This window comes from Aeromonas sp. JL9, assembly GCF_024436075.1.
Classification (GTDB): domain Bacteria; phylum Pseudomonadota; class Gammaproteobacteria; order Enterobacterales; family Aeromonadaceae; genus Aeromonas; species Aeromonas veronii.
In genome coordinates this window covers 63,172-80,742 of record NZ_JANFNV010000005.1, presented here as the reverse complement: position 1 = coordinate 80,742, position 17,571 = coordinate 63,172, and the positions used below count along the sequence as shown (strand labels likewise).

At 61.4% G+C, this 17,571-nt stretch carries 15 protein-coding genes; all 15 read left to right on the top strand.

Annotated elements, in window-relative coordinates:
* Nucleotides 1-20: 20 nt before the first annotated feature.
* The 15 genes from NOM06_RS05875 (at nt 21) to nuoN (ending at nt 17,455) form a co-directional block, all read left to right on the top strand.
* Nucleotides 21-1,460 carry a DUF1566 domain-containing protein gene (locus tag NOM06_RS05875; protein WP_255910396.1) on the top strand — a complete coding sequence of 480 codons (1,440 nt, stop codon included), beginning with the start codon at nt 21-23 and terminating at the stop codon, nt 1,458-1,460.
* A 13-nt stretch (nt 1,461-1,473) separates the two neighbouring features.
* Nucleotides 1,474-2,043, top strand: a complete 570-nt coding sequence (locus NOM06_RS05870; RefSeq protein ID WP_255910383.1) for a DUF1566 domain-containing protein — start codon at nt 1,474-1,476, stop codon at nt 2,041-2,043.
* A 378-nt stretch (nt 2,044-2,421) separates the two neighbouring features.
* Nucleotides 2,422-2,826, top strand: coding sequence for an NADH-quinone oxidoreductase subunit A (locus NOM06_RS05865; protein ID WP_005344919.1), 405 nt, complete (start codon nt 2,422-2,424; stop codon nt 2,824-2,826).
* Nucleotides 2,827-2,855: 29 nt separating this feature from the next.
* Entirely contained in the window at nt 2,856-3,530 is a 675-nt protein-coding gene (locus NOM06_RS05860) for an NADH-quinone oxidoreductase subunit B family protein (protein WP_005344917.1), read from the top strand.
* Nucleotides 3,531-3,532: 2 nt separating this feature from the next.
* The gene (gene nuoC / locus NOM06_RS05855) at nt 3,533-5,338 is read left to right on the top strand and encodes an NADH-quinone oxidoreductase subunit C/D (RefSeq protein ID WP_103251695.1); all 1,806 of its coding nucleotides are present in this window, start codon (nt 3,533-3,535) and stop codon (nt 5,336-5,338) included.
* An 80-nt stretch (nt 5,339-5,418) separates the two neighbouring features.
* The gene (gene nuoE / locus NOM06_RS05850) at nt 5,419-5,961 is read left to right on the top strand and encodes an NADH-quinone oxidoreductase subunit NuoE (protein ID WP_201946086.1); all 543 of its coding nucleotides are present in this window, start codon (nt 5,419-5,421) and stop codon (nt 5,959-5,961) included.
* Nucleotides 5,958-7,343, top strand: a complete 1,386-nt coding sequence (nuoF, locus tag NOM06_RS05845) for an NADH-quinone oxidoreductase subunit NuoF (protein ID WP_255910381.1) — start codon at nt 5,958-5,960, stop codon at nt 7,341-7,343. Before nuoE ends, nuoF begins: the two co-directional genes overlap by 4 nt.
* 41 nt (nt 7,344-7,384) lie before the next feature.
* Nucleotides 7,385-10,123 carry an NADH-quinone oxidoreductase subunit NuoG gene (gene nuoG, locus NOM06_RS05840; RefSeq protein WP_255910379.1) on the top strand — a complete coding sequence of 913 codons (2,739 nt, stop codon included), beginning with the start codon at nt 7,385-7,387 and terminating at the stop codon, nt 10,121-10,123.
* On the top strand, nt 10,120-11,088 hold the full coding sequence (gene nuoH / locus NOM06_RS05835; RefSeq protein WP_005337244.1) for an NADH-quinone oxidoreductase subunit NuoH: 969 nt from the start codon (nt 10,120-10,122) through the stop codon (nt 11,086-11,088). Before nuoG ends, nuoH begins: the two co-directional genes overlap by 4 nt.
* Before the next feature lie 10 nt (nt 11,089-11,098).
* Nucleotides 11,099-11,641, top strand: coding sequence for an NADH-quinone oxidoreductase subunit NuoI (gene nuoI / locus NOM06_RS05830; RefSeq protein WP_005337245.1), 543 nt, complete (start codon nt 11,099-11,101; stop codon nt 11,639-11,641).
* Nucleotides 11,642-11,651: 10 nt separating this feature from the next.
* Nucleotides 11,652-12,203, top strand: a complete 552-nt coding sequence (nuoJ, locus tag NOM06_RS05825; protein WP_005359828.1) for an NADH-quinone oxidoreductase subunit J — start codon at nt 11,652-11,654, stop codon at nt 12,201-12,203.
* The gene (nuoK, locus tag NOM06_RS05820; RefSeq protein WP_005337247.1) at nt 12,200-12,508 is read left to right on the top strand and encodes an NADH-quinone oxidoreductase subunit NuoK; all 309 of its coding nucleotides are present in this window, start codon (nt 12,200-12,202) and stop codon (nt 12,506-12,508) included. The genes nuoJ and nuoK overlap by 4 nt, the downstream gene beginning before the upstream one ends.
* Nucleotides 12,505-14,352 carry an NADH-quinone oxidoreductase subunit L gene (gene nuoL, locus NOM06_RS05815; protein WP_139430140.1) on the top strand — a complete coding sequence of 616 codons (1,848 nt, stop codon included), beginning with the start codon at nt 12,505-12,507 and terminating at the stop codon, nt 14,350-14,352. The genes nuoK and nuoL overlap by 4 nt, the downstream gene beginning before the upstream one ends.
* A gap of 98 nt (nt 14,353-14,450) precedes the next feature.
* Nucleotides 14,451-15,995, top strand: a complete 1,545-nt coding sequence (gene nuoM, locus NOM06_RS05810; protein ID WP_005337249.1) for an NADH-quinone oxidoreductase subunit M — start codon at nt 14,451-14,453, stop codon at nt 15,993-15,995.
* Nucleotides 15,992-17,455: an NADH-quinone oxidoreductase subunit NuoN gene (gene nuoN, locus NOM06_RS05805; RefSeq protein WP_005351071.1), complete on the top strand. Its 1,464-nt coding sequence runs from the start codon at nt 15,992-15,994 to the stop codon at nt 17,453-17,455. Before nuoM ends, nuoN begins: the two co-directional genes overlap by 4 nt.
* Nucleotides 17,456-17,571 lie beyond the last annotated feature (116 nt).

The following is a 17,571-nucleotide window of genomic DNA, read 5'->3' as shown; positions in this document are numbered from 1 at the left end:
ACCGAATCAAGGAATGTGAAGTGAAACCATCCGTACTGGTTATTGCAACCCTCTCAGCCCTGCTCAGCGCCTGTGGCGGCGGGGAAGATAACGCACCACTGGCGATCCCGGACTACCGGGTCGATGTCGCCCTGCCAACCGCCGGTACCCTGTGCGCCGATCTGGATCAGAACTGGCAATGTGATCCTGCCGACCCTGCCGTCAGCGGCGAAGGAGCGGTGGCCCTGGTCAGCCGTTCGGCCAACATCGTCAACTCGCCCCTGCTGTTCGTACCGAGGAGCGGAGGCCTGCTGCTGGCACATCCGGCAGCCAAAGGGGATCCACAACGGCTGCAACCAACCCTGCTCAGCACCCTGTTGCAGAGCCGCATTGCCGAAGGGGTGGCCGCCGATCGCGCACTGACCCAGCTGCTGGCCGATCTCGCGCCGCTGCAACCGGGCAGCGACCGCGCGGCCCTCGCAGATCTCGGCCAGTTTGATCAAGCACTGCAACAGGTGGCGATCAGCTTGCAGCAACAGGCCCGCACACGCCTTGCCACCGCCAAGGAGACCCAGTTGCTCACCACCAGCTATCGCGCCATCAGCCTGATGCTGGCGCAATTGGCTCAGGAGTGGCAGCGCAACGGCCAGTTTGCCGAAGAGACCCAAAGCGAGCTGCTGACCCTGCTGGTGCAGCAGCAGCCACGCAACCTGCTGACCGTCACCGGCGTCACCACCTTCAGCGATGGCAACGACCCGCTGCTGGAACAGGAGCCCGACGACTATCCGGGACAAGATGCCAGCTGGAATCGCACTCGTACCCAGCTTGCCTATCGCAAACTCGATGATCGTGGTCAGGTTCTCCCCGACAACGCGCCGAGCTGGCAGTGCGTCAAGGATCTCAATACCGGTCTGGTGTGGGAGGTCAAATCGGATGATCCCTTGAGTCCTGACTGGAAAAGCAGACCCTTTGCCTATGAGGATGAGCAGTTCAAGGCGACCGCAGGCGAGCAGCAAGCGGCCTACCAGCATATTCATAAGAGGATCGAACAGCTCACCGCCGAAGGAGATCTGGCGGCCCTCGCCCGGGCACAGGCGCTGACCACCATGCTGACCACCCGCGCGTATCAGCAGTGGCTCAATGGCGAGCAGCGCTGCGGCATCAGCCAGTGGCGGCTGCCCACCATGGGTGAACTGATGTCACTGATGCACTACGGTAGCCTGGCCAAGGATCCGCTGGGTCAGCGCATCATCGTGGATACCCGTTACTTCCCGGATATCGCCCCCTCGGAAGATGACACCTACCATGGCTACTACTGGAGCGCCACCAGCAACACAGCTCAGCGCTTCTCCGGTGGTCCCATCAGCAAACGCACAGCCCTACTCCTGGGGGAAGATGCAGGCACCACCTATCCCGCGCTGGTGCAGCAAGATGACTATATCGAGCTGATGCAGGTACGACTGGTCGCCACTCCCCAATAATCCGAGGAATATCATGAGCCTTTATCGCTTTTCGTTCGCCATGCTGGCACTGCTGGCCCCCCTAGCCCACGGTGCTGCCATTTGCGATGACACCATGGATCGCACCGCCCCCTCTGCCCGTTTTCTTGACCATGGCAACGGCACCGTCACGGATCAACACACCGGCCTCACCTGGATGCGCTGCAAACTGGGGCAGACATGGAGTGGCAGCAGTTGCCTGGGGGAACCGACCGTTTACTACTGGCAGCAGGGGCTGCAAGTGGCGGAGCGGATCCGCAGTGACAGCAGCCATGCTCTCTATCACTTCGGCGGTATCAGCCAGTGGCGCCTGCCTGACATCAAGGAGCTGGCGACCCTGGTCGAGCATGCCTGCTACAAGCCCTCTCTCAATGAAGCCATTTTCCCGCGCGCCATGGCGGGGGGCGGTAAAGAGGTCAATGAGGGCTATGTCTATCTGATGAGCAGCACGGTAACTTCCGCCACTGGTCAGCGGGCGTATCTGGATATCACCTCGGGAGATATCGGTCTTCGCTCCATTGGCGCCTACCCGGATCAGGTCTTGCTGGTCGCCAATAAACCCTGACCGCCCCACGCTCGAAACCGGAACGCGATGACAGGAGAGGCTTGAAAGCCTCTCTTTTTATTGCTCTTGCCGCCCCCCCTACCTCACCCGCCATCACGCTCTTCTCCCGCCTGTGCCCCCTGCCCGCGATACCGATCTGATCCTGCTCCGCACGCGACATACCCCTTTCAGGTGATGGCGAGGAGCAACTCTCTGCGCTTTCCAGGCTTTTCTCGCCCACCATAACCAACAAAAAAGTGCGCTTCTTAACAAAATTTAATTACCGATTAACCGATTAATAATTAACCCGTAAAAATGACATGTAAATCAGTGCGAAAGTGTCATAATGCGTAACATTATTGTTAAGTCACTTGATTAATTTGGTTAGGAAAAACCTCTATGTTTGCTGATATTTCTGCTCAACATTGGGCTTTTGCCATTTATGTCATCGGTGCCATCACCATCTGTCTGGTAATGATAGGCCTCGCCGCCCTGCTGGGCGGTCGTGCCTACGGCCGCACCAAGAACAAGCCATTTGAATCTGGTGTCGACTCGGTCGGCAGTGCCCGCCTGCGTTTTTCCGCCAAGTTCTATCTGGTCGCCATGTTCTTCGTCATCTTCGACGTCGAGGCGCTCTACCTGTTTGCCTGGTCTGTCTCCGTGCGGGAGAGTGGCTGGGTCGGCTTTATTGAAGCCACCATTTTCATCGGACTGCTGCTTATCGGCCTGATCTACCTCTGGCGCATCGGCGCACTGGACTGGTCACCGCGCAAACCGCAGCTGAACAACAAAAACAGTGATTGAACCACAGACCCTTTCCTTGAGGTTGCACCATGAAGTACACCCTGACCCGGATTGACCCGGATGCACCCGTTGAGCGCTACCCCCAGGAGCAGCGCCAGACCGTCGATGACCCACTGGCGCAAGAAGCGACGCGCGGCATCATGATGGGCCGTCTCGAAGAGGTGCTGCAAGACACTGTCAACTGGGGCCGCAAAAACTCCCTCTGGCCTTACAACTTCGGCATCTCCTGCTGCTACGTGGAGATGTGTACCGCCTTCACCTCCCCCCACGATGTGGCCCGCTTCGGCGCCGAAGTTATCCGCGCTTCGCCCCGTCAGGCCGATTTCATGGTGATTGCAGGGACCCCCTTCATCAAGATGGCGCCAGTCATCCAGCGCCTGTATGAACAGTTGCTCGAACCCAAGTGGGTGATCTCCATGGGGGCCTGTGCCAACTCAGGCGGCATGTATGACATCTATTCCGTGGTGCAGGGGGTGGACAAGTTCCTGCCGGTCGACGTCTACATTCCGGGTTGCCCGCCCCGTCCCGAAGCCTTTTTGCAAGCCCTGATGCTGCTGCAGGACTCCATCGGCAAAGAGCGCCGCCCCCTCTCCTGGGTAGTGGGCGATCAGGGGATCTACCGTCCCCAGATGCAGGCCGAAAAAGAGCGCAAGCGCGGCGAACGGATCAATGTGACCAACCTGCGCACGCCGGATGAGATCTGACCATGAAACTGACTCGTGATTTTCCCAGCAATTACGCCATGGCCCAGTGGCAGCCCAGCGACCACAAGGATGCCAAAGTCATTGGCGAACTGTTTGCCCACTTCGGGGCCGAGCACTTCACCGTGCAGACCACACGCACCGGCGTGCCGGTGGTCTGGCTCCCCCGTGAACTGCTGCAGGATGTGATGGGCTTTTTGCGCAAAGTGCCCTCCCCGTTCGTGATGCTGTTTGATCTCAGCGCCACCGATGAGCGGCTGCGCAGCCATCGCGACGGTCTGCCCCAGAGCGATTTCACCGTCTTCTATCACCTCATCTCCATCGACCGTAACGCCGATGTGATGTTGAAAGTGGCGTTGGCCGAAAGTGACCTGCATCTGCCCACCATCACCAACCACTTCCCCAATGCCAACTGGTACGAGCGGGAAGTATGGGATCTGATGGGCATCACCTTCGATGGCCACCCCCATCTGACCCGCATCATGATGCCCAAGAGCTGGCAGGGTCACCCGCTGCGCAAGGATTACCCGGCGCGCGCTACCGAATTCGATCCCTTCATGCTCGATGCCGCCAAACAGGACATGGAGCAGGAGAACCTGCTGTTCAAACCGGAAGAGTGGGGCCTGGCCCGCGGCAACGAGAACGAGGACTACATGTTCCTCAACCTCGGCCCCAACCACCCCTCTGCCCACGGCGCCTTCCGCTTGGTGTTGCAGCTCGATGGCGAGGAGATCCGCAACTGCGTGCCCGACATCGGCTACCACCATCGTGGTGCCGAGAAGATGGGCGAGCGCCAATCCTGGCACAGTTACATCCCCTATACCGACCGGGTCGAGTATCTGGGCGGGGTGATGAACAACCTCCCCTATGTGCTGGCGGTCGAGAAGCTGGCCGGCATCAAGGTGCCGCAGCGGGTCGACATGATCCGGGTGATGATGGCGGAACTGTTCCGCATCCAGAGCCACCTCTTGTTCCTCGGGACCTATATCCAGGACGTGGGGGCCATGACCCCGGTTTTCTTCACCTTCACCGACCGGCAGAAGATCTACACCATCATCGAAGCGATCACCGGTGCCCGCATGCACCCGGCCTGGTTCCGTATCGGCGGTGTGGCCCACGACCTGCCGAAGGGATGGCAGCGGCTGGTGCAGGACAACCTGCTAAGCTGGCTGCCCAAGCGGCTGATAGATTACGAAAAAGCGGCGATGCGCAACAGCATTCTTCGCGGTCGCACCATAGGCGTCTCTGCCTACACCACCGAGCAGGCGTTGTCCTGGGGCACCACGGGGGCCGGATTGCGCGCCACCGGCCTCAACTTCGACGTGCGCAAGTGGCGCCCCTACTCCGGTTACGATCAGTTCGACTTTGAAGTGCCGGTCGGCAGCAATGGCGATGCCTACGACAGAGCCACCGTGCGGATCGAGGAGATCCGCCAGAGCATGTCGATCATCGAGCAGTGCATGAAGAACATGCCGGAGGGCCCCTTCAAGGCGGATCACCCCCTCACCACCCCGCCGCCCAAAGAGCGCACCCTGCAGCACATCGAGACCCTGATCAACCACTTCCTGCAAGTGTCGTGGGGCCCGGTGATGCCCGCTGCCGAATCGTTCCAGATGATTGAGGCGACCAAGGGCGTCAACAGTTACTACCTGACCAGCGATGGCTCCACCATGAGCTACCGGACCCGGATCCGCACCCCGAGCTTTGCTCACCTGCAGCAGATCCCCTCGGTGATCAAGGGCAGCATGGTGTCGGACCTCATCGTCTATCTGGGCAGTATCGATTTTGTTATGTCGGATGTGGACCGTTAAGTGATCCGCCCTCCCGGCCATGGCCGGGAATCGGGATCGCCGGACGAGCAGTAAAAGGACAAGCCACCAAAGGTCAAGTCATGAGCCAGCAATGTCAGTGTCACAATAATCAGACCCCACAGGGGCAAGGGGCATGCAGCAGCAAACAGGACGACTTCGTTCTGAGCCAGGCTGAACGCGATGCCATCGAACACGAGAAACACCACTACGAAGATCCCCGCGCCGCCAGCATCGAAGCGCTCAAGATCGTGCAGCAGGCCAGAGGCTGGGTACCCGACGGCGCCATTCACGCCATCGCGGCCGAGCTCGGCATTCCCGCCAGCGACGTGGAGGGGGTCGCCACCTTCTACAGCCAGATCTTCCGCCAGCCAGTAGGGCGTCACATCATCCGCGTCTGCGACAGCATGGTCTGCTACATCAATGGCCATGAAGATCTGCTGGCCGGTCTCAAGGAGGTGATGAAGCTCGGCCCCGGTCAAACCACCCCGGATGGCCGCTTCACCCTGCTGCCGGTCTGCTGCCTTGGCAACTGCGACAAGGGGCCAGCCATCATGATCGATGACGATACCTATGGCGGCCTCGATCCGGTGACCTTGCTGAAAACCCTGGAGGCTTACCCATGAGCCTGCCGCAGAACAAGATCCTCGCCTCTCTTGGCACCGCCAACCGCACGGCACGCACCGCCGAGACCCACCCGCTCACCTGGCGGCTACGTGATGACGGCCAGCCGGTGTGGCTGGAGGAGTATCAGGCCAAACAGGGCTATGACGCAGCCCGCAAGGCGCTCGGCCAGATGAGCCCGGACGAGATCGTCAGCACCGTCAAGGATGCCGGTCTCAAGGGGCGTGGCGGCGCGGGCTTCCCCACTGGCGTGAAGTGGGGGCTGATGCCCAAAGACGAGAGCATGAACATCCGTTACCTGCTCTGCAACGCCGACGAGATGGAACCCAACACCTGGAAAGATCGCCTGCTGATGGAGCAACTGCCCCATCTGCTGATCGAGGGGATGATCATCAGTGCCCGGGCGCTCAAGGCCTATCGCGGCTATATCTTCCTGCGCGGCGAGTATGTGGATGCTGCCATCCACCTGCGCCGTGCGGTGGAAGAGGCCAAGGCCGCCGGCCTACTGGGCAAGAACATTCTGGGCTCCGGTTTTGACTTCGAGCTGTTCGTCCACACCGGCGCCGGTCGCTACATCTGTGGTGAAGAGACGGCGCTGATCAATTCGCTGGAAGGGCGCCGCGCCAACCCGCGCGCCAAGCCCCCCTTCCCCGCCGTTTCCGGCGTCTGGGGCAAACCCACCTGCGTCAACAACGTCGAAACCCTCTGCAACGTCCCCGCCATCATCGGCAACGGGGTCGCCTGGTATCACGCTCTGGCGCTGCCGGGCTCGGAAGATCACGGCACCAAGCTGATGGGCTTCTCCGGCAAGGTGAACAACCCGGGCGTCTGGGAGCTGCCCTTTGGCATCACCGCCCGCGAGCTGTTTGAAAATTACGCCGGCGGGATGAAGAGCGGCTATCGCCTGAAAGCCTGGCAACCGGGCGGCGCGGGAACCGGCTTCCTGCTGCCGGAACACCTCGATGCCCAGATGTATACCGCCGGTATCGGCAAGGTCGGCACCCGGATGGGGACTGGCCTCGCCATGGCGGTGGATGACTCCATCAGCATGGTCTCCCTGCTGCGCAACATGGAGGAGTTCTTCGCCCGCGAGTCGTGTGGCTGGTGCACGCCCTGCCGCGACGGCCTGCCCTGGAGCGTCAAGCTGCTGCGGGCACTGGAACGTGGCGAAGGGCAATCCGGCGATCTGGCGACCCTGGAGCAACTCTGCGGTTTCCTTGGCCCGGGCAAGACATTCTGCGCCCACGCACCGGGCGCCGTCGAGCCGCTGGCCAGCGCCATCAAATATTTCCGCTCCGAATTCGAGGCCGGGATCAAAGGCAGCGGTGATAACCGCAAGCCGGTCAAAGGGATCCAGCCCAATCTGCTGGGCGAGCGCTGGTAACGACACCACAGATTTCACAAAACAGGTTTCAGGGAAGTTGTATGGCAACCATTTATGTAGACGGCAAAGAGTACGAGGTAGACGGAGCAGATAACCTGCTGCAAGCCTGTCTGTCGCTGGGTCTGGACGTCCCCTATTTCTGCTGGCATCCGGCGCTGGGTAGCGTTGGCGCCTGCCGCCAGTGTGCGGTCAAACAGTATCAGAATGCCGATGACAAACGCGGTCGTCTGGTCATGTCCTGCATGACCCCGGCCACCGATGGCAGCTACATCGCCATCGAGGATGAAGAGGCTAAAGAATTTCGCAAGAGCGTGGTGGAGTGGCTGATGACCAACCACCCCCACGACTGCCCGGTGTGTGAAGAGGGCGGCGCCTGCCACCTGCAGGACATGACGGTGATGACAGGCCACAACAGCCGTCGCTACCGCTTCACCAAACGCACCCACCAGAATCAGGATCTCGGCCCCTTCATCAGCCACGAGATGAACCGCTGCATCGCCTGCTACCGCTGCGTCCGCTACTACAAGGATTATGCCGGTGGCGAGGATCTCGGGGTCTATGGTGCCCACGACAACGTCTATTTCGGGCGGGTCGAGGATGGCACCCTGGAGAGTGAATTTTCCGGCAACCTGGTGGAGGTCTGCCCCACCGGCGTCTTCACCGACAAGACCCACTCCGAGCGCTACAACCGCAAGTGGGACATGCAATTTGCCCCCAGCATCTGCCAGCAATGCTCCGTGGGCTGCAACATCAGTCCGGGCGAGCGTTATGGCGAGCTGCGCCGCATCGAAAACCGCTTCCACGGCAGCGTCAACCACTACTTCCTCTGTGACCGTGGCCGCTTTGGCTATGGCTACGTCAATCTGGCGGACCGCCCGCGCCAACCGCTGCTCAAAGATGGCAACGACCAGCTGACCATCACAGTCGATGGCGCCCTCAACCGAGCCGCCGATGCCCTGCGCACGGCCCGTGGCCTCATCGGCATCGGCTCGCCCCGCGCCTCGCTGGAGAGCAACTTTGCCCTGCGCGAGCTGGTGGGTGAAGCCAACTTCTACGCTGGCGTCGAGCAGGCCGAGTGGGCCTGTCAGCTGAAGATGCTGCAGATCCTGCAACAGGGCGGCGTGCCGACTCCGAGCCTGCGGGACATGGAAGAGGCTGACGCCATTCTGCTGCTCGGCGAAGATGTCACCATGAGCGCCGCCCGTATCGCGTTGGCGCTGCGTCAAGCCGTCAAGGGCAAGGCTCGCGAGCTGGCCCGCAAGATGAAGGTGGATCTGTGGCAAGTCGCCGCCGTACAGACCCTGGGTCAGAATGAGCGCTACCCGCTGCTCATCACCAGCCTCGACACCACCCGTCTTGACGATGTGGCGGCCGACAAGCTGCACGCCCCCTATGCCGATCAGGCGCGCCTTGGCTTTGCCATCGCCAACCTGCTCGACCCGAGTGCACCGGCCGTGGCCGACCTCTGCCCCGAGCTGCAGGCACAAGCGACTCGCTGGGCCGAGCTGCTCGGCAACGCCAGGAAGCCGCTCATCATTGCAGGCTCCAGTGCCCGCGATGTGGCGCTGCTTGAGGCGGCCAGCAACATTGCCCGCGCCCTGAAAGGCCGAGGTCTGGAAGCCAACATCGCGCTGGTTGGCCAGGAGGCCAACTCGCTGGGTCTGGCCATGCTGGGCGCTCAAACCTTGTCAGACAAGCCACTCGAAGCCGCCCTTGCGCGTATCGAGTCAGAAGAGGGGTTGGCGCTGGTCACCCTGGAGAACGATCTCTACCGCCGCGCGCCGCGCAACCGGGTGGATGCTGCGCTGGCACGGCTGCAGCACCTGCTGGTCATCGACCATCAGGCGACCCCGACCGCCAACAAGGCAGATCTGGTACTGCCAGCGGCCAGTTTTGCCGAGGCCGATGGCACTCTGGTGAACATGGAAGGGCGCGCCCAGCGCTTCTTCCAGGTCTATGCGCCCGCCTTCTACAACGCCGATATTCAGGTGCGTGAAGGGTGGCGCTGGCTGGCGGCGCTGCAAGGGGCGATAGAACGCAAGCCGCTGCGCTGGCAGAACTTCGACCAGGTCAATCATGACTGCGCCACCAGCAATCCGCTGCTCGCTACCATGCTGGAAGCGGCGCCCAACGCAGGCTTGCGGATCCGTGGCATGCGGCTGGCACGTGAGCCACACCGCTACAGCGGTCGCACCTCCATGCTGGCGGATCAGAACGTCAGCGAACCGCGGGTAGCGCAAGATCCCGACTCCCCCTTCAACTTCTCCATGGAAGGGTATGCCGGAGCCCGTCAGCCGCTGCCGCAAGTGCCCTTTGCCTGGGCGCCCGGCTGGAACTCCCCCTCCGCCTGGAACAAGTTCCAGGATGAAGTGGGTGGCAAACTACGTGCTGGCGATCCGGGTCGCCGTCTGCTGGAAGCAAGCGAAGATACCCTTGGCTGGTTTACTACCATCCCCTCCCCCTTCAAGGCAGAGGATGCGCTGCAAGTGGTCAATTATGCCCAGCTGTTTGGCGGTGAGGAGCTCTCCGCTCGCAGCCCGGTCATTCAGGCCCGGATGAACGAACCCGAGCTGGTGCTCAATCCCCTTGATGCGCAGCGTCTGGCCCTCCACGGGGGCAGTCAGGTTTCCTTCTCCTGGGGCGGTAGCCACTGGCAACTGCGTCTGCGGCTTAGCGAGCAGCTGAGCGCCGGTCTGGTGGGGCTCCCCCTTGGGGTGAACGGCCTGCCGACGGCCCTGCAACAAGCCTCAATCACTAACCTGCAGGAGGTCATCGCATGAGCGAGTCGCTGATCGATCTGTTGCTGGAGGTGGGCAAGGCACTGATCGTGCTGGTGGGGATCGTGGGGGCAGGCGCCTTCATGAGCTTCATCGAGCGTCGCCTGCTGGCTCTGTGGCAGGATCGCTATGGCCCCAACCGGGTCGGGCCATTTGGTCTGCTCCAGCTGGCCGCCGACATGATCAAGATGTTCTTCAAGGAGGACTGGATCCCGCCGTTCGCTGATCGGCGGATCTTTATCCTGGCCCCCATCATCGCCTTCACTGCCTTTATTCTGGCGTTTGCGGTGGTGCCCATCACCCCCACCTGGGGCGTGGCGGATCTCAATGTGGGGCTGCTCTACATCTTGGCCATCGCGGGGTTGGCGGTCTATGCGGTGCTGTTCGCCGGCTGGTCGAGCAACAACAAATACTCATTGCTCGGCAGCTTGCGCGCCTCGGCCCAGACCCTCTCCTACGAGGTATTCCTGGGCTTGTCGCTGATGGGCATCGTCATCCAGACCGGCAGCTTCAACCTACGGGATATCGTCGAGGCACAGGCAGACTTGTGGAACGTGGTGCCCCAGATCCTGGGCTTTGTCACCTTCTTGTTTGCCGGTGTCGCCGTCACCCACCGTCACCCGTTCGATCAACCAGAAGCCGAGCAGGAGCTCGCCGACGGCTATCACATCGAGTATGCGGGGATGAAGTGGGGTCTCTTCTTCGTGGGCGAATATATCGGCATCGTGCTGATCTCCTCGCTCATCGTGACCCTCTTCTTCGGTGGCTGGCACGGCCCCTGGCTGCCCCCCTTCATCTGGTTTGCCCTGAAGACCGCCTGTTTCATGGTGTTCTTCATCCTGCTGCGGGCCTCCCTGCCTCGCCCGCGCTTTGACCAGGTGATGTCGTTTGGCTGGAAAGTCTGCTTGCCGCTGACCCTGATCAATATGCTGGTCACCGCGGCAGTTGTACTGATAAGTACGCAGTGAGGCACTCAATATGAAAATTGTTAGCATTATTCAGGGTGTCGGCACCCAGTTACGCAGTCTGGCCATGGTCTTCTCCCATGCCTGGCGGCCCCGTGAAACCCTCAACTATCCGGAACAGGCAGTCTATGCGGCCCCCCGCTACCGCGGTCGCATCGTGCTGACCCGCGACCCCGACGGGGACGAGCGCTGCGTGGCCTGCAACCTCTGCGCAGTTGCCTGCCCGGTCGGCTGCATCTCGCTGCAAAAATCCGAGCGGGAAGATGGTCGCTGGTATCCGGAGTTCTTTCGCATCAACTTCTCTCGCTGCATCTTCTGCGGCCTGTGTGAAGAGGCTTGCCCCACCACCGCCATCCAGCTGACACCGGATTTCGAGATGGGTGAGTATCGCCGCCAGGATCTGGTGTACGAGAAGGAGGATCTGCTGATCAGCGGGCCCGGCAAATACCCGGACTACAACTTCTATCGCATGAGCGGGATGGCCATCGACGGCAAGCCGAAAGGGGATGCCGAAAACGAAGCCAAGCCCATCGATGTCAAGAGCCTGCTGCCCTGAGGAGTCAATCATGGAACTGGCATTTTATGCCTCGGCCCTGGTGGCCATTTACAGCACGCTGCGGGTGATCAGCACCAGCAATCCCATGCATGCGCTGCTCAATCTCATCATCTCCCTCATCGCCGTGGCCATGATCTTCTTCTGCCTGGGTGCCGCCTTTGCGGGCGCCCTGCAGGTGATCGTCTACGCCGGCGCCATCATGGTGCTGTTCGTGTTCGTGGTGATGATGCTGAACCTGGGGAGTGCCCAGGCACAGGAGAAAAAGTGGCTCACCCCCATGACCTGGGGGGGCCCTGCCCTGCTCTCGCTGATCCTGCTGGGCTTTCTGGCCCACGGCATTCTCGGGGTGACCGGGGGCCTGATCGGAGTGACCGAGGTGACCGCCAAGCAGGTGGGTGTCGAGCTCTTTGGCCCCTATGTGCTGGCGGTGGAGCTTGCCTCCATCCTGCTGCTGGCGGGTCTGGTAACCGCCTATCACCTGGGTCGGGAAGAGAAGAGCGGTGAAGTGCTCTCCGTCCCGCGCACAGCATCCCGCTCTGCACAAGAAGGAGGTCAGCAATGAATGGAATCCCTATGGAGCACGGCCTCCTGCTGGCCGCGGTGCTCTTCTGCATCGGCTTGTGCGGTCTGCTGATCCGCCGCAATCTGCTCTATATCCTGATGAGTATCGAAATCATGATGAATGCCTCGGCACTGGCGTTTGTGGTGGCGGGTAGCCGCTGGGCCCAGGCCGATGGCCAGATCATGTATATCTTGGTGATTTCTCTGGCGGCAGCGGAGGCCAGTATCGGCCTTGCCCTGTTACTGCTGCTCTATCGTCGTTACCACACCCTGAACGTGGACACTGTGAGCGAGATGCGCGGATGAGCCTCTTATATCTGACTTTTCTATTTCCGCTGCTGGGATGGCTGGTGCTGGCCTTCTCCCTCGGCCGGTTTGGTGAGCGTACCTCGGCGCTGATCGGGGTAGGCTCCATTGGCCTGTCGGCCCTCACTACCCTGTGGGTGGGCATCGACTTTCTGGGCAACCCGCCCGAGGGGGGCGTCTATGTCCAGCGCCTGTGGCAATGGATGGCGGTGGGCAACTTTACCCCGAGCTTCTCGCTGGCACTGGATGGCCTGTCGCTGACCATGCTGGGGGTGGTGACTGGGGTGGGTTTCTTCATTCACCTGTTTGCCTCCTGGTATATGCGCGGAGAAGAGGGTTACTCCCGCTTCTTCACCTACACCAACCTCTTTATCGCCAGCATGCTGTTTCTGGTGCTGGCCGATGACCTGCTGTTTGTCTACCTCGGCTGGGAAGGGGTGGGGCTGTGCAGCTATCTGCTGATCGGCTTCTACTACAAGGATCGCAAGAACGGAGCGGCGGCCCTCAAGGCATTTGTCGTGACCCGGGTGGGTGATGTCTTCCTCGCCATCGGTCTGTTTATCCTCTATCGGGAACTGGGCACCCTCAATATCCACGAGCTGCTGGTTCGTGCCCCGACCCTGTTTGCCGAGGGCTCCCCTGCCCTGTCGCTGGCCTGCCTGATGCTCCTGGGCGGCGCGGTCGGCAAATCAGCCCAGCTGCCGCTGCAAACCTGGCTGGCGGATGCGATGGCTGGCCCTACGCCGGTCTCCGCGTTGATCCACGCTGCCACCATGGTGACCGCTGGTGTCTACCTGATTGCCCGTACCCACGGCCTGTTCCTGCTGGCGCCAGAGATCCTCCATCTGGTCGGGCTGGTTGGCGCCATCACCCTAGTGCTGGCAGGCTTTGCCGCGCTGGTTCAGACCGATATCAAGCGGATCCTCGCCTACTCCACCATGAGCCAGATTGGCTACATGTTTCTGGCACTGGGTGTCGGCGCATGGGAAGGGGCCATCTTCCACCTGATGACCCACGCCTTCTTCAAGGCGCTGCTGTTCCTCTCCGCCGGTGCCGTTATCGTTGCCTGCCACCATGAGCAGAACATCTTCAAGATGGGTGGCCTGCGCAAGAGTTTGCCGCTGGTCTACGCCTGCTTCCTGGTGGGGGGCTCGGCGCTGGCGGCGTTGCCGCTGGTCACTTCCGGTTTCTACAGTAAGGACGCCATCCTGTGGCAAGTAGAAGCCTCTGGCCAAAGCGCGCTGCTGTGGGCAGGTCTGGCGGGGGCATTCCTCACCTCGCTCTACACCTTCCGGCTGATCTTTATCGCCTTCCATGGCAAAGAGCAGACCAAAGCCCATGCGGGCCACGGTCTGGCTCACCATCTGCCGCTGCTGGTGCTGCTGGTGCTTTCTACCGGCATAGGCGCGCTGATCACCCCGCCACTGGCAGGTGTACTCCCCGCAGGCCCGGGGGACCATATCGAAGAGGGTCGCCATGGGCTGGAGGTAGCCTCCGGCATCATAGCCATTGCTGGCATCGCGCTGGCCGCGTTTCTGTTCCTTGGTGAGCGCCGTCTGGCCACCTCCATTGCCAACAGCGCTCCGGGCCGTCTGCTCAGCACCCTCTGGTTCAACGCCTGGGGCTTTGACTGGCTCTACGACCAGCTGTGGGTCAAACCCTATCTGCTGGCGACCCGTCTGGTCGGGCAGGATCCGCTGGACTGGATGATGGGCCTGCCCGCCTGGCTTGCTCTGCGTGGCAACCAGCTGCTGTCCTGGACCGTGACCGGCAAGTTGCGCTGGTATGCCGCCTCCATGGGGATCGGCGCCGTGCTGGTGCTGGCGCTGTTGCTGCTGGGATAACGCGATGAACAACACGAAGATCGTACAGCCGGGCTGTTTGCTCTCCCTGATGGAACAGGGAGCGCAATCTCATATGAACTTGAACGAGAGCTGATACCGTGACCTTACTCTGGATCTTGCTAATTCCTTTTATCGGCGGCTTGCTCTGCTGGCAGATGGAGCGTCTCGGCGGGCAGTTTGTCCGCTGGGTAGCCCTGCTCTCCATGAGCGCCAGCCTGCTGCTCTCCTGTGCCATCTGGCTAAGTGGAGACTTCTCCCTTGCCACCACGGGCCTCGACAGCGCGGGCGTCTCCGGTGCTGCCTCCGCCTGGGCCGCCGAGTGGCGCCTGCCGTGGATCCCCCGCTTCGGCATCTCTTTGCATCTGGCGGTGGATGGCCTGTCGCTCTTGATGGTGATCCTCACCTGCTTTATCGGGGTGCTGGCCATCCTCTGTTCGTGGAAAGAGATCGTGCAGCGCATTGGCTTTTTCCACCTCAACCTGCTCTGGATCCTGGGCGGCGTGCTCGGGGTCTTTATGGCGCTGGACCTGTTCCTCTTCTTCTTTTTCTGGGAGATGATGCTGGTCCCCATGTACTTCCTGATTGCGCTCTGGGGCCATTCGGTCACTGACGGCAAATCACGGATCAACGCCGCAACCAAGTTCTTCATCTACACCCAGGTGAGCGGCCTTATCATGCTGGTGGCCATCATCGGGCTGGTGCTGACCCACCAGCATGCCACCGGAGTCTTCACCTTCAACTATCTGGAGCTGCTCAATACACCGATGAGCAAGGGCGTTCAGTGGCTGCTGATGCTGGGATTCTTTATCGCCTTCGCGGTCAAGATGCCGCTGGTACCGCTGCACGGCTGGCTGCCGGATGCCCACAGTCAGGCGCCGACCGCAGGTTCGGTGGATCTAGCCGGTATTTTGCTCAAAACCGCCGCCTACGGTCTGCTGCGCTTTGCCTTGCCGCTCTTCCCCGAGGCGTCCGCCGAGTTTGCTCCCTACGCCATGGTGCTTGGCCTGATCGGGATCGTCTACGGTGCCATCGTGGCCTTTGCCCAGACCGACATCAAACGGCTGGTAGCCTACACCAGCATCTCCCACATGGGTTTTGTGATGATCGCCATCTACTCGGGTAGCGAGCTGGCCCTGCAGGGCGCCGTGGTGCAGATGATCGCCCACGGTCTCTCGGCTGCCGGCCTCTTTATCCTCTGCGGTCAGCTCTACGAGCGGTTGCACACCCGGGATCTGCGCCAGATGGGCGGCCTGTGGGGACGCCTGCGCTATCTGCCCGGCGTGATGCTCTTCTTCTCGGTAGCGTCGCTCGGCATGCCGGGCACCGGCAACTTTGTCGGCGAGTTCCTGATCCTGGTCGGCAGCTTCCAGGTTGCCCCTGTCATCACGGCGGTCGCCACCTTCGGTCTGGTACTGGCCTCGGTCTACTCCCTCATCATGTTGCAGCGCGCCTGCTTTGGCCCCGCCAAGGATGAGAGCATGCTCAAGGGACTGGATCGCCGCGAGCTGACCATGATGATGGTGATCGCGGGCCTGCTGGTTCTGCTTGGCCTCTATCCCCAACCCGTGATTGACACCGCCAGCAGCAGCCTTATCAACGTGCTGCACTGGTATCTGCTGCCGACTGCTGGAGCCCTGCAATGACTTTCTCCGCTTCCCAACTGCTGGCACTGCTTCCCCTGCTGTTGACCACCGGGGCCATGGCGGCCCTGATGCTGGCCATCGCCTGGCGCCGCTGTGTCACCACCGCCTTTACCGTGACCATTGTTGGCCTCAACCTTGCTCTGTTCTCGCTGCCCATCGTGATGGCGCAAGGGGATCAGGGGGTCACCCCGCTGCTGCAAGTGGACAGTTACGCCGTCTTCTACATGGGACTGGTACTGATCGGCGCTCTAGCCACCTGCACCTTCGGTCAGTCCTGGCTGAAAGCCTACCCGGATAACCGGGAGGAGTTTTTCCTGCTGCTGCTGATCGCCACCGCTGGTGGTCTGGTGCTGGCCTGCTCCCGTCACCTCGCCTCTCTCTTTATCGGGATCGAGATGCTGACCCTGCCGATGTTCGGTCTGGTGGGTTACGCCTACCGCGAGCGCCACTCGCTGGAAGCGGCAGTGAAGTACATGGTGCTCTCCGCTGCGGCTACCGCTTTCCTGTTGTTTGGTATGGCGCTGCTCTACGCGCAGGCAGGCAGCCTGAGCTTTGCCGCCCTGGGGCAGACCCTGGCCGAGAGCCCTGCTCACCACCCGCTGCTGATGGGCGGTTTGGGGTTAATGCTGGTCGGCTTTGCCTTTAAACTCTCCCTGGCCCCCTTCCACCTCTGGACCCCGGATGTCTACGAAGGTGCCCCGGCACCGGTCGCCACCTTCCTCGCCACCGTCAGCAAGGTAGCGGTCTTTGCCGTGCTGCTGCGTTTCTATCTGGCGGTACCGGCGGCGAGCGATCCCATGATCCACTGGCTGCTGGCAGCCATGGCGGTCATCTCCATCCTGGTCGGCAACCTGCTGGCCCTGGTGCAGACCAACGTCAAACGGATGCTGGGTTACTCCTCCATCTCCCACTTCGGTTACCTGCTGGCGGTGATCGTGGCGAGCCGATTCGGCCAGATGCCGGTGGAAGCAGCCGGGGTCTACCTGCTGATGTATCTGTTCACCAGCCTGGGTGCCTTTGGGGTGGTGAGCATGATGTCGAGCCCCTATCGCGGCAAGGATGCCGACTCCCTGCACAGCTATCGTGGTCTGTTCTGGAAGCGCCCCTATCTGACTGCCGTACTGACGGTGATGATGTTGTCACTCGCGGGCATCCCGATGACCCTCGGCTTTATCGGCAAGTTCTACCTCATCGGCGTCACCGTCGAGGCGCAGCTCTGGTGGCTCTCCGGTGCCATCGTGCTCGGCAGCGCACTGGGTCTCTACTACTACCTCAAGGTGATGGTAACCCTCTATCTGCGCGAACCGGGTATGCAGCAGCGCGATGCCAGCGCCGACTGGGCTCTCTCCTCCGGTGGTGTGGTAGTGCTGCTCTCTGCAGCGCTGGTGGTGTTGCTGGGGCTCTATCCCCAGCCGGTCATCAGCCTGGTACAAGGGTTCCAGCACGTGGTATTGCAGTAACCTTTACCGTCACTACCCCTCATTACCCGCAAAACCGGCAGCCTTGGCTGCCGGTTTTCTCTTTCCGGCCCGACAGCATCGCGCACTCCGCGAGCCAGCAAATGACAGATCAATCA